Origin of the sequence: Pseudomonas cavernae (assembly GCF_003595175.1) — a bacterium.
In the GTDB taxonomy this organism is placed as follows: Bacteria; Pseudomonadota; Gammaproteobacteria; order Pseudomonadales; family Pseudomonadaceae; genus Aquipseudomonas; species Aquipseudomonas cavernae.
This window is the reverse complement of the sequence record NZ_CP032419.1, coordinates 3,649,100-3,669,786: the sequence shown is the minus strand read 5'-3', so window position 1 is coordinate 3,669,786 and position 20,687 is coordinate 3,649,100. Positions and strand designations below refer to the sequence as shown.

16 protein-coding genes are annotated in these 20,687 nt (G+C 66.4%); 13 read left to right on the top strand and 3 right to left on the bottom strand.

Features of this window, described 5'->3' with window-relative positions; all coding sequences use genetic code 11:
- Positions 1-109 precede the first annotated feature (109 nt).
- From D3880_RS16730 to putP, 4 genes are all read left to right on the top strand, one after another.
- A complete protein-coding gene (locus tag D3880_RS16730) occupies positions 110-811 on the top strand; it encodes a methylamine utilization protein (RefSeq protein WP_238474366.1) in 702 nt (233 codons plus the stop codon).
- Complete coding sequence (locus tag D3880_RS16725) at positions 795-3,137, top strand: putative bifunctional diguanylate cyclase/phosphodiesterase (protein WP_119894559.1); 2,343 nt, start codon at positions 795-797, stop codon at positions 3,135-3,137. The genes D3880_RS16730 and D3880_RS16725 overlap by 17 nt, the downstream gene beginning before the upstream one ends.
- 553 nt (positions 3,138-3,690) lie before the next feature.
- A complete protein-coding gene (gene putA / locus D3880_RS16720; protein WP_119894558.1) occupies positions 3,691-6,885 on the top strand; it encodes a bifunctional proline dehydrogenase/L-glutamate gamma-semialdehyde dehydrogenase PutA in 3,195 nt (1,064 codons plus the stop codon).
- 496 nt (positions 6,886-7,381) lie between these two features.
- Positions 7,382-8,872 (top strand): sodium/proline symporter PutP, encoded by a 1,491-nt coding sequence (gene putP / locus D3880_RS16715; RefSeq protein WP_119894557.1) that lies wholly within the window; start codon positions 7,382-7,384, stop codon positions 8,870-8,872.
- A 257-nt stretch (positions 8,873-9,129) separates the two neighbouring features.
- Here putP and D3880_RS16710 read toward each other — a convergent pair whose 3' ends face one another.
- On the bottom strand, positions 9,130-10,011 hold the full coding sequence (locus D3880_RS16710) for a LysR substrate-binding domain-containing protein (protein ID WP_119894556.1): 882 nt from the start codon (positions 10,009-10,011) through the stop codon (positions 9,130-9,132).
- Positions 10,012-10,324: 313 nt separating this feature from the next.
- Between D3880_RS16710 and D3880_RS16705 the strand changes: the two genes are divergently transcribed.
- Positions 10,325-10,960 carry an FMN-dependent NADH-azoreductase gene (locus D3880_RS16705; RefSeq protein WP_119894555.1) on the top strand — a complete coding sequence of 212 codons (636 nt, stop codon included), beginning with the start codon at positions 10,325-10,327 and terminating at the stop codon, positions 10,958-10,960.
- A gap of 11 nt (positions 10,961-10,971) precedes the next feature.
- Positions 10,972-11,277 carry a DMT family transporter gene (locus tag D3880_RS16700; RefSeq protein WP_119894554.1) on the top strand — a complete coding sequence of 102 codons (306 nt, stop codon included), beginning with the start codon at positions 10,972-10,974 and terminating at the stop codon, positions 11,275-11,277.
- A gap of 283 nt (positions 11,278-11,560) precedes the next feature.
- Here D3880_RS16700 and D3880_RS16695 read toward each other — a convergent pair whose 3' ends face one another.
- Positions 11,561-12,214 (bottom strand): peroxiredoxin, encoded by a 654-nt coding sequence (locus D3880_RS16695; RefSeq protein WP_119894553.1) that lies wholly within the window; start codon positions 12,212-12,214, stop codon positions 11,561-11,563.
- Between the two features lie 277 nt (positions 12,215-12,491).
- On the opposite strand from D3880_RS16695, the gene D3880_RS16690 reads away from it, so the two are divergent.
- The 3 genes from D3880_RS16690 (at position 12,492) to D3880_RS16680 (ending at position 14,039) form a co-directional block, all read left to right on the top strand.
- Positions 12,492-12,710 carry a nitrilase-related carbon-nitrogen hydrolase gene (locus D3880_RS16690; RefSeq protein ID WP_162935014.1) on the top strand — a complete coding sequence of 73 codons (219 nt, stop codon included), beginning with the start codon at positions 12,492-12,494 and terminating at the stop codon, positions 12,708-12,710.
- Positions 12,711-12,759: 49 nt separating this feature from the next.
- Entirely contained in the window at positions 12,760-13,590 is an 831-nt protein-coding gene (locus tag D3880_RS16685; protein WP_119894551.1) for a methyltransferase domain-containing protein, read from the top strand.
- Between the two features lie 158 nt (positions 13,591-13,748).
- Positions 13,749-14,039, top strand: a complete 291-nt coding sequence (locus D3880_RS16680) for a GYD domain-containing protein (RefSeq protein ID WP_119894550.1) — start codon at positions 13,749-13,751, stop codon at positions 14,037-14,039.
- Positions 14,040-14,145: 106 nt separating this feature from the next.
- Here the strand turns inward: D3880_RS16680 and D3880_RS16675 are convergent, their stop codons facing one another.
- Entirely contained in the window at positions 14,146-17,253 is a 3,108-nt protein-coding gene (locus D3880_RS16675) for a transglycosylase domain-containing protein (RefSeq protein ID WP_119894549.1), read from the bottom strand.
- Positions 17,254-17,721: 468 nt separating this feature from the next.
- On the opposite strand from D3880_RS16675, the gene D3880_RS16670 reads away from it, so the two are divergent.
- From D3880_RS16670 to D3880_RS16655, 4 genes are all read left to right on the top strand, one after another.
- On the top strand, positions 17,722-18,402 hold the full coding sequence (locus D3880_RS16670; protein WP_119894548.1) for a class I SAM-dependent methyltransferase: 681 nt from the start codon (positions 17,722-17,724) through the stop codon (positions 18,400-18,402).
- 350 nt (positions 18,403-18,752) lie between these two features.
- Complete coding sequence (locus D3880_RS16665; RefSeq protein WP_119894547.1) at positions 18,753-19,172, top strand: VOC family protein; 420 nt, start codon at positions 18,753-18,755, stop codon at positions 19,170-19,172.
- Positions 19,173-19,174: 2 nt separating this feature from the next.
- On the top strand, positions 19,175-19,618 hold the full coding sequence (locus D3880_RS16660) for a VOC family protein (protein WP_119894546.1): 444 nt from the start codon (positions 19,175-19,177) through the stop codon (positions 19,616-19,618).
- Between the two features lie 16 nt (positions 19,619-19,634).
- A complete protein-coding gene (locus D3880_RS16655) occupies positions 19,635-20,456 on the top strand; it encodes an aldo/keto reductase (protein ID WP_119894545.1) in 822 nt (273 codons plus the stop codon).
- Positions 20,457-20,687 lie beyond the last annotated feature (231 nt).

Below are 20,687 nucleotides of genomic sequence, written 5' to 3'. Positions count from 1 at the left end.
GATTGCCCATGCTCTTCCGGCCAGCTCGTCTAAGCTGTTGAAAATCGGGATTTTCAACTAGGGCGGTGTTCGGCGGACGGCCGTCCCGTGCAGCGCGCAGGGAGTCGGTATGCTCGGTATCGTGAAGCTTCTGCGGCGCCTGTTGGGCGTCCTGTTCCTGGCCTCGGGCAGCCTGCAGGCCGCCAGCCTGCAGGCCGAACTGGTGGATGGCCAGGGCCAGCCGCTGGCCAATGCCGTGCTGACCCTGCAGAGCGAAACAGTCGCCGGACCGCCTGCCGACCAAGACGTGATGGACCAGCGCGACAAGCAGTTCGCCCCCTATGTGCTGGCGGTCCGCACCGGCACACCGGTGAGCTTTCCCAACAGCGACAACATCCGCCATCAGGTGTACTCCTTCTCGCCGGCCAAGCATTTCGAGCTGCGGCTCTATAAAGGCACTCCCAGCCAGCCGGTGGTGTTCGACAAGCCCGGCGTGGTGGTGCTGGGCTGCAATATCCACGACTGGATGCTGGGTTATGTCTATGTCACCGACGATCCCTGGTACGCAGTCAGCGACGCGGGTGGCCGGCTCAGGCTCAATCTGCCGCCCGGCCGCTATCGGGTCAGCCTCTGGCATCCGCAGGTGGCCAATCTGCTGCCGGTGACGGTGGGGGACTTGCAGGTTCCGGCCGCCGGCCTGCAGCAGCGCTTGGCCCTCAGCCTGCAAGCGCCGGCGGCCAAGCAACCCCATGAGCCCGAGGAATACGAGTACGAGCATGGCGAGGACCATGACGAGGAGCATGGGGAGTCGGCGCATGAAACTGAGAAATAGTTTCGAAGCGCGCATCGCCAGCGTCCTCATCTTGCTGCTGCTGGTGGTGTTCGGCGCGCTGTATGTGGCGGTCAAGGGCGCCACTGTCGCTGCCGTGCACGGGCAGGCCAGCGAAGAGCTGGGCGTCGGCGTGCGGGTGTTCGAGCGCTTGCTGGAGCTGCGTGGCCGCCAGCTGCACGATGCGGTGCAGGTATTGGCGGCGGACTTCGGCTTCAAGGACGCGGTGGCCAGCGGCGATAAACCGACCATCCGTTCCGCGCTGGCCAACTCCGGGGCGCGGATCAAGGCCGAAACGGTGATGCTGCTGGGGTTGGATGGCCGCCTGCAGGTCGCCACCACCGAGCATGCCAACGCTGAACGGCTAGCCGAGCTGCTGCAGCGGCGTCGGCACAGCGGCGCGCAGAGCCTCCTGCTGCCCATGGACGAGGCGATCTACCTGCTGGTGGAGGCCCCGGTCAGAACACCGCTGCCTGTTGCGCGGGTAGTCATGGGCTTTCGCCTGAACGATGCCTTCGCCAAGGAGATGCGGGCGCTGACCCACCTGGAAATGAGCCTGGTGGCGGCGCAGAAAGGCCAGGCGGATATCTGGCTGAGCACGCTGCCGGATGCGGCGGCGCGGCAGTTGCAGGGCGGGTTCCACAAGCTGCCCGCGGCCGAGGAGCAACGGCTCACGGTGGCCGGGCAGCACTATCTGGGACGCCAGTTGCTGCTGGCCAGCGGCCCCGACTATCAGGTGCGGGTGCTCTTGCACAAGTCGCTGGATCAGGCCCAGGCGGCCTTCAAGTCGCTGGACAAGGACATCCTGTTCATTGCCGTGTGCGCCTTGCTGGGGTCGCTGGCCGGTGCGCTGCTGTTGGCGCGCAGCGTGTCGCAACCGGTGCGCCAGCTGGCCACGGCGGCGGCGCGCATCGGCGAGGGGGATTACCAGACGGCGCTGGAGCTGCACCGCGGCGACGAGCTCGGCAGCCTGGCCAAGGCCTTCAACCTGATGCGCGGCGACATTGCCGAGCGCGAACGCCAACTCGCCCACAATGCCCTGCACGATCCGCTCACCGGGCTGCCCAACCGCACCCTGGCGCTCGAGCGGCTGGGCAGCTCGATCACCGCGGCCCGGCCGATGGCGCTGCTCTACGTGGGCGTCGACAATTTCCGCACGGTGAACGAAACCCTGGGCCCGGGCGGCGGCGATCAAGCCCTGCAACAGATCGGCCGGCGCCTGCAGGCGACCCTGCGCCCCGGCGACAGCCTGGCCCGGCTGGTGGCCGCCGAGTTCCTCATCCTGCTGGAAAGCTGCAATAACGAAGGCGCGGTGGCGGTGGCAGATCAGCTGCAACAACTGCTGCTCAAGCCGTTGCGCATCGGCAGCCAGGAGGTTCCGATCGACTGCCGTTTCGGCATCGCCGGCTACCCGGCCGACGGTGACACCGCGGAAAACCTGCTGCGTCGCGCCGGCATCGCCATGCGCGATGCCGGTCAGTTGCCCGGCCGCCTGCAGATCTACCAGCAGGGTCGCGAGGCTGACCAGCAGCGGCAGATCACCCTGATCCGCGACCTGCTGCATGCGCCGCGGCGCGGCGAGTTGCTGCTGCATTACCAGCCGAAGCTGGACCTGCGCAGCGGTCGGGTGCAGCGCGTCGAGGCGCTGCTGCGCTGGCGGCATGCCCAGCTGGGCATGGTCGCGCCCGGCGAGTTCATTCCGCTGGCCGAGCGCACCGGCAGCATCCAACTGCTGACCGCCTGGGTCATCGAGGAAACGCTGCGTCAGCTCAGGGACTGGGCCGCGCGCGGCTTGTTCCTGCAGGTGTCGCTGAACATCTCCAGCGACGATCTGCGCAGCCACGACCTGGCCGACAGGGTGCGCGACCTGCTGGTGCAGTACGCCATCCCGGCCGACCAGCTGCTCTTCGAGGTCACCGAGAGCGCGGTGATGCAGAGCCCGGAGCAGGCGCTGAAAGTGCTGGGCAGCCTGCGCAGTCTGGGCATCTGTCTGTCGGTGGACGACTTCGGCACCGGTTACTCCTCCCTGGCTCAGCTCAAGCGCATGCCGGTGCAGGAGCTGAAAATCGATCAGTCGTTCGTGCGCAATCTCGACGCGACCAGCGAGGATGCGGTGATCGTCCGCTCGACCATCGAGATGAGCCACAGCCTCGGCCTCAAGGTGGTGGCCGAGGGTGTCGAGCTTGAGCGCAGCCTGCGCCTGCTCGAGCGTTGGCAATGCGACACGGTGCAGGGCGAGCTGATCAGTCGGCCGCTGGCGCCCGAGGCGCTGGAGGCCTGGCTCGCGCAGCCCCTGGTGCTGCATGAGGACAAGGTGCTGAGCCGCTAGGGTCTGTTGACGTTTCGTCACGGCCGCGACGGAGCCTGTTTTTGCGCGGGCTAGGCGCGAGACGCGAAGTTTGGTCGTTCCAAATGAGTGTCGAGCAACGACGCGCCGCGCAAAAACAGGCCCGTCCCTGCGGGTTGCGCGGCAAATGGCGCCATGCGTCGTTGCGGGACTTGGCAAGGGAACGACCATTCCCTGCGTCCCTGCGTCCCTGCGTCCCTGCGTCCCTGCGTCCCTGCGTCCCTGCGTCCCGCGCCTAGCCTGGCGCCATTTGGCGCGGCAACGCGGTTCGCGACGAAACGTCAACAGACCCTAGGCGGGCCCTTGCTCCACTCTGCCGCTGCACAAGCCAGCCGGTACAGCCATGGGCGAAAGTTCCGTGCATCGGAGGATTTGGCAAAAACTCCAGAGCCTTTCGCAAGAAGCTGTCACCACTCTGCCACTAAATTCCGCCATTCACTCTCGCGGTGAGTCTGCTTAGGCCGAAGTGTTATTGGTCTGGCCTGATTTACTGCGCTAGACCCATAACAGCAGACTCCACAAGAGGATGGGCGTGATGTTCAAAGCCAGTCACGTCTTGCAGGCCGATTTCCTTACCCGGATCTCGTCCCAAAAGGCAGCCGATTTCTTCCCCCAGATCAGCGCCAACTACAACGTTGACGAGGCCGCCTATCTCCAAGAGCTCCTGCAGCTCGCCGACCCTGGTAATACTGGCATCGAGGCTATCCGCCAAGAGGCCCGGACCCTGATCGAAGACGTCCGTAGCCGGGACAACGCCGTCGATACCCTCGACGCCCTTCTTCGTCAGTACAGCCTCGACACCCAGGAAGGGCTGATGCTCATGTGCCTGGCCGAGGCTTTGCTGCGCGTGCCGGACGCCGCCACCGCCGACGCGCTGATCCGCGACAAGCTCTCCGCCGCCGAGTGGGAGCGCCACCTCGGCAAGAGCGACAACGTGCTGGTCAACTTCGCCGCCTGGGGCCTGGTGATGACTGGCAAGGTGGTCGATCCGGAAACCGCCGACGGCCGGCCGAAGAACGTGCTCGGCAAGCTGCTCCAGCGTTCCGGCGAGCCGGTGATCCGCGCCGCCATGAACCAGGCGATGAAGCTGATGGGCAAGCAGTTCGTGCTCGGCCGCACCATCAGCGAAGCGCTGAAGAATGGCCGCCCGCAGCGCGAGCAGGGCTACACCTATTCCTTCGACATGCTCGGCGAGGCGGCGCTGACCGCCGCTGACGCCGAGAAGTACATGGCCGACTACCGCAAGGCCATCGACACCGTCGGCGCCGAGCCGCAGGTCGGCCCCGGCCCGCGCCCGTCGATCTCGATCAAGCTGTCCGCCCTGCACCCGCGCTACGAAGTGGCGCAGCGCGAGCGCGTGCTCACCGAGCTGTTCGCCAACGTCCGCGAGCTGGCGATCCGCGCGCGCAAGCTGGATGTCGGCATCTCCGTCGACGCCGAGGAAGCCGACCGCCTGGAGCTGTCGCTGGAGCTGTACGAGAAGCTCATGCGCGACCCGGCCATCGCCGGCTGGGGCGAGTTCGGCCTGGTGGTGCAGGCCTATTCCAAGCGCTGCCTGCCGGTGCTGGTGTGGCTGACCCTGCTGGGCAAGGAGCTCGGCGCCAAGATGCCGCTGCGCCTGGTCAAGGGCGCCTACTGGGACAGCGAGATCAAGCAGTGCCAGCAGTGGGGCCTGGACGGCTACCCGGTGTTCACCCGCAAGGAAGGCACCGACACCTCCTACCTGGCCTGCGCGCGCTACCTGCTCTCGGAGTTCACCCGCGGGGTGATCTACCCGCAGTTCGCCAGCCACAACGCCCACACCGTCAGCTGCATCCTGGCCATGGCCGCCGAGGCCAAGGGCCGCACCGGTGAGGAGCGCAATTTCGAGTTCCAGCGCCTGCACGGCATGGGCGATGCGTTGTACGACACCATCCTCGAGCAACACCGCAAGAACGTGCGCATCTACGCCCCGGTCGGCGCGCACAAGGACCTGCTGCCCTATCTGGTCCGCCGCCTGCTGGAGAACGGCGCCAACTCGTCGTTCGTCCACCAGCTGGTCGACCCCAGCGTGCCGGTGGCGTCCCTGATCGATCATCCGGCGACGCAACTGCGCAAGTTCACAACCCTCGCTAATGACAAGATCGTGCTCCCGGCAGAGCTGTTCGGCGCGGCGCGGCAAAACTCCCAAGGCCTCAACATGAACATCCAGACCCAGTGGACCGAACTGGAGCGCGCCTACCAGCCGCACCTCAATCGTCAATGGCAAGCCGCGCCGGTGATCAATGGGCAGACCCTGCCTGGCACCGCGCAAGAAGTACGCTGCCCTTATGAGCTGAGCCGGTTGGTCGGCACCGCGCAGTTCGCCAGTGCCGCCCAGGCCAAACAGGCCATGGAGGCGCTGAGCGCCGCCTGGCCGCGCTGGAATGCCACCCCGGTGGATGCGCGCGCGGCGATCCTCGACCGTCTGGCCGACCTGCTGGAAAGCCACCGTGCCGAGCTGATGGCGCTGTGCACCCTGGAAGCCGGCAAGAGCCTGCAGGATGGCATCGACGAAGTGCGCGAGGCGGTCGACTTCTGCCGCTACTACGCCCAGCAGGCGCGCCTGCGCCTCGGCCGCGAGGAGCTGCAGGGGCCGACCGGCGAGCGCAACGAGCTGTTCCACGAAGGCCGCGGCATCTTCGCCTGCGTCAGCCCGTGGAACTTCCCGCTGGCCATCTACCTCGGGCAGATCAGCGCCGCGCTGGTGGCCGGCAACTGCGTATTGGCCAAGCCGGCCGAGCAGACCAGCCTGATCGCCGCGCGCGCCCTGGAACTGCTGTTCGAAGCCGGCCTGCCGCAGGACGTGATCGCCTTTCTGCCCGGCGACGGCGCCACCCTCGGCGGCGTGTTCTGCCGCGACGCGCGCCTGGCCGGGGTGTGCTTCACCGGCTCCACCGACACCGCGCGGGTCATCAACCGTCAGCTGGCCGAGAAAGACGGCCCGATCGCCGCGCTGATCGCCGAGACCGGTGGCCAGAACGCCATGATCGTCGACTCCACCGCGCTGCCCGAGCAGGTGGTCAAGGACGCCGTGCAGTCGGCCTTCACCAGCGCCGGCCAGCGCTGCTCGGCGCTGCGCGTGCTGTACGTGCAGGCGGACATCGCCGAGCGGGTCATCGACCTGATCAAGGGCGCCATGGCCGAGTTGAAGATCGGCCCGACCCACCTGCGTGAAAGCGACGTCGGCCCGGTGATCGACGCCGAAGCCCGCGCTGGCCTGCTGGCGCATATCCAGCAGCTGAAAGGCGCGGGCAAGCTGATTGCCGAAGCCGAGCTGCCGGCCGGTCTGGACGGCCACTTCGTCGCCCCGGTGGCGTTCGAGATCGCCGGCATTCACGAGTTGAAGAAGGAAAACTTCGGCCCGGTGCTGCACCTTGTGCGCTTCCAGGCCAGCGAGCTGGAGCAGGTGGTCGCGGCGATCAACGCCACCGGTTACGGCCTGACCCTCGGCGTGCACAGCCGCAACGAGGAAACCGCGCGGCGCATCGAGGCGCTGGCGCGGGTCGGCAACCTCTATGTCAACCGCAACCAGATCGGCGCGGTGGTCGGCGTCCAGCCGTTCGGCGGCTGCGGCCTGTCCGGCACCGGGCCGAAGGCCGGCGGGCCGAGCTACCTGTTGCGTTTTGTCAACGAACGCAGCACCTCGGTGAACACCACCGCGGTCGGTGGCAACGCCTCGTTGCTGTCCCTGGGCGACGCGGAGTCGTAAGTAGTAGCCCGGGTTGCATCCGAGCTACGCAAGTGAGCGCTGCAAAGTTGGAAGGACCTGGCGGGAGAGGGCGGTGCTGCCGGTTTTCCCGTTCCCCCCGGCCCCTCTCCCACAAGTGGGAGAGGGGCGTACATGGCCTGACTGCTGGGTGTCGGTTGGTAGTCTGTAGCCCGGATTGCATCGGGGTCTGACTGATTGGTATCCGATTCGTAGGGTGGGTTAGCCGTAGGCGTAACCCACCAGCTTTGCTGGACGCCGGTGGGTTACGCCGCTACGCGGCTAACCCACCCTACAAAAGCGGCCAGATCGACGCTTTTTGTCCCCTCTCCCATTTATGGGAGAGGGCTAGGGAGAGGGTGGCGGTTTCGCCCTTCCTGAAACTTCCCCTGCGAGCGGGGAAGGAAGTCGGTCCGCCACAAGCGGGCATTTACGCCAACACATGCCGCGGACTATCCGTCGCGGCGCAATAACAACAACTCGAGAGGGTAATCCCCCCATGACAGCCAGCACCCCCATGCTGATCACCTTCGTGGTGTACATCGCCGCGATGGTTCTAATCGGCCTGTACGCCTACCTGCGGACCAAGAACCTTTCCGACTACATCCTCGGTGGCCGCAGCCTCGGTGCCTTCGTCACCGCGCTGTCCGCCGGCGCCTCCGACATGAGCGGCTGGCTGCTGATGGGCTTGCCCGGCGCGATCTTCCTCGCCGGTATTTCCGAAAGCTGGATCGCCATCGGCCTGATCGTCGGCGCCTACCTCAACTGGCTGTTCGTCGCCGGCCGCCTGCGCGTGCAGACCGAGCACAACGGCAACGCCCTGACCCTGCCGGACTACTTCACCAATCGCTTCGAGGACAACAGCAAGATCCTGCGCATCCTCGCCGCCGTGGTGATCCTGGTGTTCTTCACCATCTACTGCGCCTCCGGCATCGTCGCCGGCGCGCGCCTGTTCGAGAGCACCTTCGGCCTGTCCTACGGGACCGCGCTGTGGGCCGGCGCCGCGGCGACCATCGCCTACACCTTCATCGGCGGCTTCCTGGCGGTGAGCTGGACCGACACCGTGCAGGCCACGCTGATGATCTTCGCCCTGATCCTCACCCCGGTCATCGTGCTGCTCGCCACCGGCGGCGTCGATCCGACCCTCGCCGCCATCGAGCTGAAGGACGCCGCCAACCTCGACATGCTCAAGGGTGCCAGCTTCGTCGGCGTGATCTCGCTGATGGCCTGGGGCCTGGGCTACTTCGGCCAGCCGCACATCCTCGCGCGCTTCATGGCCGCCGAGTCGGTGAAGGCCATCCCGGCCGCGCGGCGCATCTCCATGACCTGGATGATCCTCTGCCTGGCCGGCGCCGTGGCCGTGGGCTTCTTCGGCATCGCCTACTTCTCCGCGCATCCGGATCAGGCTGGCGCGGTGGGCGAGAACCCCGAGCGGGTGTTCATCGAACTGGCCAAGATCCTGTTCAACCCGTGGATCGCCGGCATCCTGCTGTCCGCCATCCTTGCCGCGATCATGAGCACCCTGAGCTGCCAGCTGCTGGTGTGTTCCAGTGCGCTGACTGAGGACTTCTACAAATCCTTCCTGCGCAAGGACGCCGGCCAGACCGAGCTGGTGTGGATCGGCCGGGCCATGGTCCTGCTGGTCGCACTGGTGGCCATCGGCATCGCCGCCAACCCGGAAAACCGCGTGCTCGGCCTGGTGTCCTACGCCTGGGCCGGCTTCGGCGCCGCTTTCGGCCCGATCGTGCTGATCTCGCTGGTGTGGAAGGGCATGACCCGCAATGGCGCCCTGGCCGGCCTGATCACCGGTGCGGTCACCGTGATCGTGTGGAAGCAGTTCGGCTGGCTCGGCCTGTACGAGATCATCCCCGGCTTCATCTTCTCCAGCATCGCCATCCTGGTGTTCAGCCTGATCGGCCAGGGCCCGTCGGCGACCATGCTCAAGCGCTTCGATGAGGCGGAAAAGGAATACCAGGACGCCCATATCTGAGCTCCTGTGCTTCAACCGTCGCCGCGGCGTGGTCGCACCGCGGCTGACGGCCTGGAACGAGGTCCTTCATGCCTGGTTCCGGGACTCTCCCCCCGCGACCCGATGTGCTTCAACCGGCCCCCTGGGCCGGTTTTTTTTGCCCCGGTTTTTGGTCGGAGGCTCGCGTAGGGTGGGTTGAGCGCAGCGATACCCGCCGTTGCGGATCGATGGGTATCGCAGGCTCAACCCATCCTACGAATAGGTCGCCCGCCACAGATTCATCCCACCTCGCGACCGAGCCAGGCGAGGAAGGCCTTCACCGGCGGATGGCGTTCCCGCCCCGGCACGCAGAGGGTCGAATAACCGGCGCCGAGCACGTTGATCTCCGGCCGATATTGCACCAGCAGGCCACTGGCGATGCTCTCCGACACCAGGATCGAACTGGCCAGCACCAGGCCCTGGCCGGCGATCGCCGCCTGCAGCGCATAGTGCTCCTCGTCGTACTCGCGCTGCGGCGCCTCGACCAACCAATGCTCGGCGCCGGCCGCCGCGCACCAGGCCTGCCAGCCCAAGGCATACAGGCCCGAACTGCGCCAGCGCAGGGTGATCAGGGTCGGCAGTTCGTCGCCGAGGCCGGCCACCAGCGTCGGCGCGCCATAGACCGCGAAGCGCTCGTTGAGCAGGCACTGGCTGTGCAGGGTCGGGTACTGGCCGACGCCGTAGCGGATCGCCAGATCGACGCTGGCGTCCTGCTGCAGGTCGACCAGCACCGTGCTGGCATCCAGGCGCAGGTTGATGTCCGGGTATTCGGCGTAGAAGCGGCCGAGCCGCGGGATCAGCCACAGCGCGGCGAAGGCCGGGGTGGTGGACAGCGTCAGGCTGCCGGCGCTGCGTTGCGGGCGCAACTGGTCGAGGGTCTGGGTCACGTCCAGCAAGGCGCCGTGCAGGCTGTCGAACAACCGCTGGCCGCAGGCGGTCAGGCGCACGCTGCGTGGCAGGCGTTCGAACAGCGGTACGCCGAGCCAGCTTTCCAGGCTGCGGATCTGGTGCGAGACGGCGGTAGGGGTGACCGCCAGTTCCGCCGCCGCCGCCTTGAAGCTGGACAGGCGCGCGGCGGACTCGAAGGTGCGCAGGGCGTTGAGCGGTAGGTTGGCGAACATCTAGGGTGCGCTCTCAATTATTTTCCCGCTTGCAGGCGCAACCCGAAGGGCCGGGCCTGTTTTTGCGCAGCGCTGCGTTATTCGTCGTTCATTTGGAATAACCAAACCTCACTCCTCATGCCTGGCTCTGCGCAAAAGCAGGCTCCGGCGCAACGGGGAAATAATTGAGAGCGCACCCTAACTCCATGGATGAGTTGAATTCACCTTGGTGAACTAATCCTCATTTGTCCGCTGTTGTGGCTGGCAATAGCTTAGCTCCTGAGTTTCATCCAAACGAAACGCTTGTCGAATCACGTGGAAAGAGGAGCTTGAGATGAGCCAGATTCTTGCCATACAAGGCAGTCCGCGAGGCGAACGATCCCATTCCCGGCGTCTGCTGGAGTCCTTCCTGCTGGCCTGGCAGACCCAGGACCGTGAGCGCGCGGTGCTGCGCCGCGAGGTCGGCCGGGTGGCCATTGCACCAATCAACGAGAGTTGGATCGCCGCGGCCTTCCAGCCCCAGGAACAGCGCGACGAGGTGATGCTGGCCGACCTGGCTCTCAGCGAAACGCTGGTGGACGAACTGTTCGCCGCCGACCGTCTGGTGATCGCCACGCCCATGTACAACTTCAGCGTGCCCAGCGGAGTGAAGGCCTGGGTCGATCAGATCGTGCGCATCGGTCGCACCTTCGACTTCGATCCGGAAAACCCCCGCAGCCCCTATACGCCGCGCCTGCTCGGCAAAAAAGCGTTGATCGTCACTACCCGCGGCGATCACGGCTACGGGCCGGGTGCGATCAATGCCGCGCGCAACCACGCCGACCCCTATCTGCGTACGGTGCTGGGCTTCCTCGGCATCGAGGATGTGACGGTGGTTGCCGTGGAGAGCGACGAGTACGGCGGGCAAGCCTTCGAGGCGTCCTACGCGACGGCTGAACGGGCCCTGGGCGAATTGGCCGCGAGCTTCTGAGGAGGTGCGCCATGGCCTGGCTATTCCTGCTGCTGGCGGCCGTTTTCGAGGTGCTGTTCGCCATGAGCATGAAATACGCCGACGGCTTCAGCCGCCCGCTGCCCAGCCTGCTGGTGGTGGTGGCGGCAGTCGTCGGCATCTACTTCCTGACTCTGGCCATGCGCGAACTGCCGGTGAGCGTCGCCTACCCGATCTGGACCGCCATCGGCACCCTGGGCACCGTGCTGCTGGGTGTGCTGTTGCTCGGCGAGGCGCTGACCGCGACCAAGTTGCTCTCAGTCGCCCTGATCGTGGCGGGAGTGGCGGGGTTGAAGTAGCGGCGCTTTCACGCGACCTGGACGGTCAACCGTAGCTGCGGTGTGGTCGCGCCGCCGCCAACGGCCTGGGAGGAGGTGTGTCAGACGCTTCCCGCCGGGGGCTCTGTCCCGCGAGCCGATGGGCTTCGACCGGCCCCCTGGTTTTTTTTGCCCCGGTTTTTTGTAGGAGCGGATTCATCCGCGAAAGCCGGCGGCTCCGTGCTGTCCGCATCGCGAATGAATTCGCTCCTACAGCCGCAAGGGTGGGTTAGCCGTAGGCGTAACCCACCGTCCCTGGCGCGGGTTACTTCGGCTGCGCCACCACGCGCAGATAGGGTTTCAACGTCTTGAAGCCTTGCGGATATTTCTTCTTGGCCTCCTCGTCGGACACCGAGGTGGGGATGATCACGTCCTCGCCCGGCTTCCAGTTCACCGGGGTGGCGACGGTGTGCTTGGCGTTCAACTGCAGGGAGTCGAGCAGGCGCAAGACCTCGTCGAAGTTGCGCCCGGCGCTCATCGGATAGACCAGCATCGCCTTGATCTTTTTGTCCGGGCCGATGAGGAACACCGAGCGCACCGTGGCGTTGTCCACGGCGGTGCGCGGCCCGCCGCTGGCGTTCGGGTGAATCATGTCGTAGAGCTTCGCCACCAGCAGGTCGGCATCGCCGATCAGCGGATAGTTGATCGCGTGGCCCTGGGTTTCCTGAATGTCACCGACCCAGGCCCGGTGGTCGCTGACCGGGTCGATGCTGAGGCCGATGATTTTGGTGTTGCGCTTGTCGAATTCCGGCTTGAGTTTGGCCATGTAGCCGAGTTCGGTGGTGCAGACCGGGGTGAAATCCTTCGGATGGGAGAACAGAATCGCCCATTTATCGCCGATCCAGTCGTGAAAGCGGATGGTGCCTTCGGTGCTTTCGGCGGTGAAATCCGGCGCTTCGTCGCCAATGCGGATTGCCATGTTCGGTCTCCTTGCTGGTGACGGGGGAGTGGCTGTCGCTGCCGCGCCAGCCGTTTCGATAAGGCCTGAGCCTCTGCCTCGAGCCTATCGGCGCGAAAAAGTATAGGCCCGATAGGGCGGCGCCGGTCTCCACCCGCGGCTGCCGGGCCGGTTTTTTTGCCTCAGTGGATCAGCGGTCATGCGGCAGGCGCAGGGGGCTGCTATGCCTTCCCAGAGGAGATTGTCGGACGGATGAATGTCTCCAAACCTGCCAGCGCGGAGGTGAGGAATGGGACGCGTGGCCGTGATTCAACAGCCGCCGGCCTTCATGGACTGCGGGCAAACGCTCGCCAACGTCGTCGCCGCAGTTGCCGAGGCGGCCGCTGCGGGTGAGCAACTGATCGTCTTCCCGGAGACCTTCGTCCCCGGTTACCCGGCATGGTTCTGGCGGCTGCGCCGGCGCTGGTCGAGCAATGCACGACTTGCTGCTGCGCAACGCAGTCAACCTGGCGGGTGACGATCTGGCGCCGCTGCAGCGGGCGGTCGGGCGGCGAAGGAGGTTCCGAATGAGCAAGAGTGCAAGCGGGCGAACCAACCGTTCCCCCGCCGAGGTGTATGAGGAGTTCTTCGTCCCGGCGCTGTTTCAGCAGTGGGGGCGGCGGGTCGCAGCCGAGGCCGGCATAGGAACGGGCGAGCGCGTGCTCGATGTGGCTTGCGGCACGGGGGTGCTGGCCTGTGCCGCGGCCGAGAGCGTCGGCCCCGGAGGGGCGGTGGTGGGCCTCGACCCCAACGAGGAGATGCTCGCCGTAGCTCGCAGCAAGAGCGCGCGGGTCGAGTGGCGGGTCGGCCGGGCCGAGTCGCTGCCTTTCCCGGACGAAAGCTTCGATGCGGTGGTCAGCCAGTTTGGCCTCATGTTCTTCGAGGACCGGTCTGCCGCCCTACGGGAAATGCTGCGCGTGCTGCGGCCGGGCGGACGACTGGCTGTCGCCGTGTGCGACGCGCTCGAGCATTCGCCCGGCTACGCCGCGCTCGCCGAGCTACTGCAACGGCTGTTCGGCGAACGCGTGGCGGGCGCGTTCCGCGCGCCATTCCTGCTCGGTGATGCGCAGCTGTTGCTGGCGCTGTGCAGCGCGGCGGGCATCGCCGAGGCGCAGGTCATGCGGCATGAGGGGACGGTTCGTTTCGCCTCGATCGAGGCCTTGATCTCCACCGAGCGGGCGTGCGTCTGGACCCTCGGCGGCCTGCTCGACGAGGCGCAGTTCGAGCGGCTGCAGCAGGAGGCCGGGCAGGCGCTCCGAGCGTTCGCGCCGGCCGACGGCAGGGTCGCTTTCGCGATGCCGGTCCTCATAGTCACGGCCACCAAGCCGGGCGGCGCTGAGTTCGGCGGGGGCGCCTAGGGCGGCCAATAAGGCGTTGCAGCGACTCGAGTGTTAGGTGGTAGAAACAGGCAAATGGAGGGGGCGGACTTGCGACTTTGGAAGAATGGCGGCCTTCTCCCATGCACTAGCTGCCGACTCGGTGACCGCCATCACGCAACCTGAACAGGAGTGCCACCATGGCAACCTTCATCACGCTAGCGAACTTCACCGACCAGGGCATTCGCACGGTCAAAGACTCACCGGAGCGTTTCCAAGCCTTCAAGGCAATGGCAGAGGGACTCGGCATCACGGTCAAGGCCGCCTACTGGACCGTCGGCAATTACGACTTGGTGCTGGTTGTCGAAGGGGCCGATGAGGCCGCAACCACCCTGTTACTGAAAGCCGGCTCGCTCGGCAATGTGCGGACGCAGACGCTGCGCGGGTTCTCCGAGCAGGAGATCCGGCGAATCATCGGCAACATGCCTTAGCAGGCAGTCACGAACTGCTGCGCGTCGGTGGACACCGGATGGCCTCGGCGCGCCAGCAGCAGCCTGCCGCGAGGGCGCACTGCCTGGTGCCCTTGACCCAGCGCATTCACCTATGGCTGACCTGCATGCCCGGATTCGGCGCCAGACACTGGGTGTTGCTACCCGGCTGCAGATAGGGCTGGAGAATCGGCGCCATGCCCTTGAGCACTTGCACCGGCAGCGCCGAGGTGAAGCGGAAGCCTTCTGCCGCCTGGCCGGGGACGAAGGCGGTGAGGGTGCCGAAGTGGTTCTCGCCGAGATAGAAGACGAAGGTGGCGGTGCGGTTCATGGCCTTTGAACTCTTCACCCAGCCGCTGCGGGTGACGGATTCGATGCGGTTGTCGCCGGTGCCGGTCTTGCCGCCGACCGTCAGCGGCGTGCCGTCGGCGAGCTGGAAGCTGCCGGCCAGACGCCGCGCGGTGCCGCCTTCCACCACGCTGGTGACGGCGTTGCGCAGGGCGGCGGCGACTTCCACCGGCAGGACCCGCTCACCGCGGTCCGGGTCGATGCCCAGACGGGTCTCGTAGGGTGTGCTGGCGGCGAAGTGCAGGCTGTCGATGCGCACGGTGGGCAGGCGCACGCCGTCGTTCTGGATGATGCCCATCAGCTCGGCCAGCGCCGCCGGGCGGTCGCCGGAGCTACCGATGGCGGTGGCCAGCGACGGCACTAGGTGCTCGAAGGGATAGCCGACCTGCTGCCAGCGGCTATGGATGTCGAGGAACGCCTCGACTTCGAGCATGGTGCGGATGCGGCTGTCGCGGGCACTCTTGTGGCGGCTCTTGAACAGCCAGCCGTAGACCTCCTGACGCTCGTACTCGCTGGCGGTGACGGCATCCTTGAAACTGGCCTGCGGGTTCTCCAGCAGGTAGCCGAGCAGCCACAGTTCCAACGGGTGGACGCGGGCGATGTAGCCCTGGTCCGGCAGGTCGAAGGCGCCGGGGCCGTATTTCACATACAGCTCGTGGATGCGTTCGGCGTCGATCTTATCTTTCTGCAGATGGGCGTTGATGAAGGCGCCGAAGGTCTGCTCGTCGACGCTCGGCATCAGGTAGCGGTGTACCGCGGCCAGGCGCGTGGCGGTCGGGCGCAGGCCATCGAGGAAGGTGTCGAGGCGCTCGGCGGCGCTCTTGCCCTGGTATTTGCGCCAGAAACGCAGGAGGAACGTCGTGCCTTCGCGGTCGGCGAAGCGCGCGAGGTATTCCAGGCGCCGCGGGTTGCGGTCGTTTTTGAGCAGTTCGGCGCTGTTGTTCGGCCCCTGGTAGGTGCTGTAGCGCACCAGGTCGCGCAGCAGGCGGATGAACGGCAGGTTGATCGATTCCTGCAGGGCTTCGCGCAGGGTCGGCCGGCGGCCGTTGTCCTCTCTGCGGAAGTTGGCGAAGGTGTGCATGCCGCCGCCGGTGAAGAAGCCCTCGTAGGGGCTGGCCGAGTATTTGCGTTCCAGGGCGGCCTCGAGCATCACCGTCAGGCTGCGATCCTTGGCGTCGATCAGGTAGTCGACGGCCCAGCGGGTCAGGTTATCCGGTACGGGAACCTCGACCTTGCGCAACTCTTCCGGGGTTTGTCCGGCGAAGCGTTGGTGCAGCTCGGTGACCATCTGCAGATAGGTGGTGAGCACCCGCAGCTTGGCGGTGGAACCGAGTTCCAGCTTGCTGCCCTCGTTGATGTCGAAGGGCTGGTCGGTGTTGTCGGTCTGCACGCGCACGCGTGAGCCGTCGGCGGTGCGCTCGAACAGGGTGAAGCTGTAGTTCACCTCGGCGGTCTTCTCTGGCGATAGCAGGCGCTCGCCATACAGGCCGATCTGCTCGGCGAAGGCCGGGTCGGCGAGTCTGCGCAGATAGATGCTGACCTGCTGCTGCAGTTCGCCATTGAGCGGGGTGGTGGCGGCCAGATCGAGGCGGTCGAGGTCGTAGAATGGCTGGTTGAGCATGGCGGACAGGCGGCTGCGGGCGACGCTGATGCCTTTGTTGGTTTCATTGGCCTGCAACGCCGGGTTCTGCTGCAGGTCGCGGAACTGCAGTTTGCTGGCTAGTGCGGCGTCGCGCAGTTCCGGGTCGATCACCCCACCGTTGGTCAGCACCCGTAGGTGGCTGTCGGTCAACTGGTTCAGTTCGTCGCGACCGCGGGCCAGGTAATAGGAGGGGCGACGCTGGGCGATTATCAGTGACAGCACCTGGCGCAGCGCCAGACCGCGGGCGGCCAGGTTGGCGCCGGGCAATTGGTCGTCGGCGAGGATGCTGTTCACCCGCGCGAAGTCGGTGCCGTACCAGATGCGCAGGCCGTCGGCCATGCCGTGGATCTCGCCGTGCCCGGCGGCGGCGGACAACGGCACGCTGTTGAGGTAGTCGCGGATGACCTCCTGGCGCGCCGCCAGGGTCTGCGGCCCATTCCGGTAAGCGCGCACGCTGGCGGAGGCCATCTGCCGCAGCTTCTCGGCGGCCGAGCCGGTGCGCCCCTCGGGCGAGTGGCGGAATTTCTCCAGCTGGGTGGCCAGGGTGCTACCGCCGGCGGACTGGCCGCCGATGCCGATGTGCTTGCCGACTTGGGTCCAGGCCGCCAGGGCGAAGCGCGGCCAGTCCACCGCCGGGTTGGCCAGCGGTTGCTGCTCGTCCAGCAGCTCGCGGTTTTCGATGAACAACAGGCTGCTCACTACCAGCGGCGGGATGCTGGCGAAGCTCGGGTAGAACTGCTGCGGATAGTGAAAGCCGTACAGGGGCAGGCCACGGCACTCGGTGATGCTCAGGCCGGTCTGGGTTTTCTCGTGGTAAGGGACGAAGAAGCCGCGCTGGCTGTAATCCAGCAGCGCCGGCGAGAAGCGCGCCTGCTGGAGAATCAGATAATCGCGCTGTTCCAGGCGCTTGAGCATCTCCGGCAGGCCGGCGTAGCCGAGGCGGCGGTCGAACGGCCCGGCGGCGGGAAAGTCGATGGACGGGCTGGGGCCGTCGCCCAGGCGGTAGTCGAGGCGGGCTGCATAGCCACTGATCTCGCGCGATTGCAGCTCGGCGGTGCGTAGTTCATCGGTCAGCGCCAGGGCCACGCCGATGAGGGTCACCAGCAGCGCGAGCCAGACATAGCGACGTAGGGCCGAGTGGCGCTTGGTTTTGGGGGCAGAAAGCTCTGGAAGACTGCTCGTCGCCTGAGCCGTCTCTTGTGCATCGGATTGCCATAGTGCGCCCATTTGTCAGTGGCCCTGGCTATGCGTTGCTGGCTTTTGCTTAGAGCTTAGAGCTTCTTAAGAGTCTCCGCGAAGTCGACCACGAGATTCTTAAGCGGCGCGTTGGAATCCCCCCCTTGGGACCTGCACAGCCCCTCAGAACCTGTCTCGGATCTGCTGCGCGTCGGCCAAACGGCGTTAAAAACGGCTTCGGAATGCTCATTTACAACTCGTAAACTCCGCTTCCTCAGCCGTTTTTGCCTTGTTTGACTCTAGCTCGCGAGATCCGAAACAGGTTCTCAGGGCGCGCGCTGGGCCTCAGCCTTCGCGGGCGTGACGGGGCAAAAGTGCAGCCTTTTGCCATCACCGCCCGCCCGGCGAATACGGGCATTCAGGCCGCAAGCTGGCCTAGACTCGGTAGAAGGTCGTATTGTGGTCCGCCGCGGCGGACGCTGGAATGCGCCGTCTCCCGAGCTCAGCAACGAGTAGCCTATGCAGCACGATCATCGCGAACAGCTCAAGCGCAGCTGGCAGGCCAATGCCGATGCCTGGACCGCCGCGGTGCGCGAACGGCGCATCGAGAGCCGCCGCCTGGTCACCGATGCGGCGATTCTGCAAGCGGTGCTGGCCTGTGCACCGAAGCGCGTGCTCGACATCGGTTGCGGCGAGGGCTGGTTGTGCCGCGGGCTGGCGGCGCACGGCATCGAGTCGGTCGGCGTCGATGCTTCGGCGCCGCTGATCGAGGTCGCTCGCGCGGCCGGGGCGGCACAATACCGGGTCTGCGGTTATGCCGAGCTGGAAAGCCAGGCCGATCTGCTCGGCCAGTTCGAGTTGCTGGTGTGCAACTTCGCCCTGCTGGAGGAGCCGCTGGCGCCGATCCTCGATGCCCTGCACGGGCTGCTGGCGCCCGGCGGTTCGCTGCTGATCCAGACCCTGCATCCGTGGAGCGCCCGCGGCGCGGCGGGTTACCAGGACGGCTGGCGGGTCGAGACCTTCGCCGGCTTCGGCGACAACTTCCGCGAGCCGATGCCCTGGTTCTTCCGCACCCTGGAGTCCTGGCTGGTGCTGCTGAGCGAGACCGGCTGGCGCCTGCAATGGCTGCAGGAGCCGCTGCACCCGGAGAGCGAGCAGCCGGTGTCGCTGCTGATGCTGCTGGATTCCGCGCGGCGCTGAGTCGGTTCTGTTCCCCCTCTCCCTTGGGAGAGGGTTGGGGTGAGGGGAAACCCCTCACGCTCCCGGCTCCCCGCTGTTGTAGGCTGGGCTAGCCGCGCAGCGGCGTAACCCACCGGCTCTGCCGCCCAGGACTCCGGTGTCCTGCAGGGTTGGTGGGTTACGCCTACGGCTAACCCACCCTACGGATCTAGGGCGGCTTGGCCGGACGTGAAGGGTGCCCGGCGTTCACCTTTGTAGGAGCGGATTTATCCGCGAACAAGAGCAGCTCCACGCTGCGTCCCTTCGCGAATAAATTCGCTCCTACGAACTCGCGAGCTAGCCGCCGGGCTCCAGGCCAGAGAGGGGCGTCTATGCAATTTCTCCTCAACCTCGACGTGCCGGATCTCGACGCGGCGATCGACTTCTACACCCGTGCCCTCGGCCTGCGCCTGAGCCGCCGGCTATTCGCCGGCAGCGTGGCCGAGCTGCTCGGCGGTCCGGCGCCGCTCTATCTGCTCCAGCAGGCGGCCGGCAGCCAAGCCTGCGCCGGTGCGCAGCGCGATTACCGACGGCACTGGACGCCGTTGCATCTGGATTTCGTGGTCGACGACCTGGAGGTCGCCTGCACCCGCGCCGAAGCGGCCGGGGCGCGCCGTGAGCAGGGCATCCGCAGCGAGGCCTGGGGCCGCATCGCGGTATTCGCCGATCCCTTTGGCCATGGCTTCTGCCTGCTGCAGTGGCAGGGCCTTGGCTACGCTGAAGTGTCGGATACGGCCGAGAGAGGTGCTTGAACATGTCCAATTTCGCCAAAAATACCCGTACCAACCTGATCCCCTGCCTGCGTTACCGCGATGCGCCGGCCGCCATCGCCTGGCTGGGCCGTACCTTCGGGTTCACCGAGCATCTGGTGGTGCCCGACGGCCAAGGCGGTATCGCCCATGCGCAGCTCTGCTGCGGCAACGGCATGCTGATGCTCGGTTCGGTCGACGAACAGTCGGAATGTGGCCGGCTGATGCGTCAGCCGCAGCAGGTCGGCGGCAATACCCAGAGCCTCTATGTGGTGGTCGAGCGGGTCGATGAGCTGTGTGCCCGGGTCAAGGCCGGCGGTGCGGAAATCGTCATCGACATCCAGGACGAGGACTACGGCGGCCGCGGCTTCAGCTGCCGCGATCCGGAGGGACATCTGTGGAGTTTCGGTAGTTACGACCCCTGGGATGATGTTGATTCAGGGGCGTGACCGACGAGGTAAGGTTATGCGCACGATGGAATTGGCCGGCACCCAGGTGCCGGTGATCGGCCAGGGCACCTGGCGGATGGGCGAGGACCCGGGCGCGCGCAAACGCGAAGTGGCGGCGCTGCAACTGGGCATCGAACTGGGCCTGAGCCTGATCGACTGCGCCGAGATGTACGGTGAGGGCGGCGCGGAGGCGCTGGTCGGCGAGGCCATCCGCGGTCGCCGCGACCAGGTGTTTCTGGTCAGCAAGGTCTACCCGTACAACGCCAGCCGCGCGGGTGTGCCGCAGGCCTGCGAGCGCAGCCTGCGGCGCCTGGGCACCGAGCAGATCGACCTCTATTTATTGCACTGGCGCGGCGCCTACCCGCTGGCGGAAACCGTGGAGGCCTTCGAGCGCCTGCGCGAGCAGGGCAAGATCCGCCGCTGGGGCGTGTCCAATTTCGATCTCGATGACCTGCACGAACTGGGCGAGCCAGCCTGTGCCACCAACCAGGTGCTGTACAACCCGGAGGCGCGTGGCATCGAGTACGACCTGTTGCCCTGGCAGCGTGACCGGGGCATGCCGCTAATGGCCTACTGCCCGGTCGGCCAGGGCGGGCGGCTGCTGCACCATCCGGCGCTGATCGAGGTCGCCCTGCGCCATCGGGTCACGCCGGCGCAGGTGGCGCTGGCCTGGGCCTTGCGCGAGGGCGGCGTGCTGGCGATCCCCAAGGCGGCCGAGCCGATGCATCTGCGCCTGAACGCGGCGGCGGCGCGGCTGATCCTGACTGCCGAGGACCTGGCGCTGATCGATGCGGCCTACCCGCCGCCGGACGCTAAGCAGGCGCTGGAGATGGTGTAGCCCGTAGGATGGGTTGAGCGAAGCGATACCCATCTTTCCGGCACCCTGCACATAGCGCTGCACTGCCCGACCTGGCGCTTGTTGGGTATCGCTACGCTCAACGCCAACCTACAGCGGGTTACCCGTCGCCGCCCTTTGCGCTTACCCCCGGAACTGGCCGCTCAACCGGCTCAACCGGCTCAACCGGCTCAGCTGCTCGGCCAGCGCATTCAGGCGCTGGTTGGCGCCGGT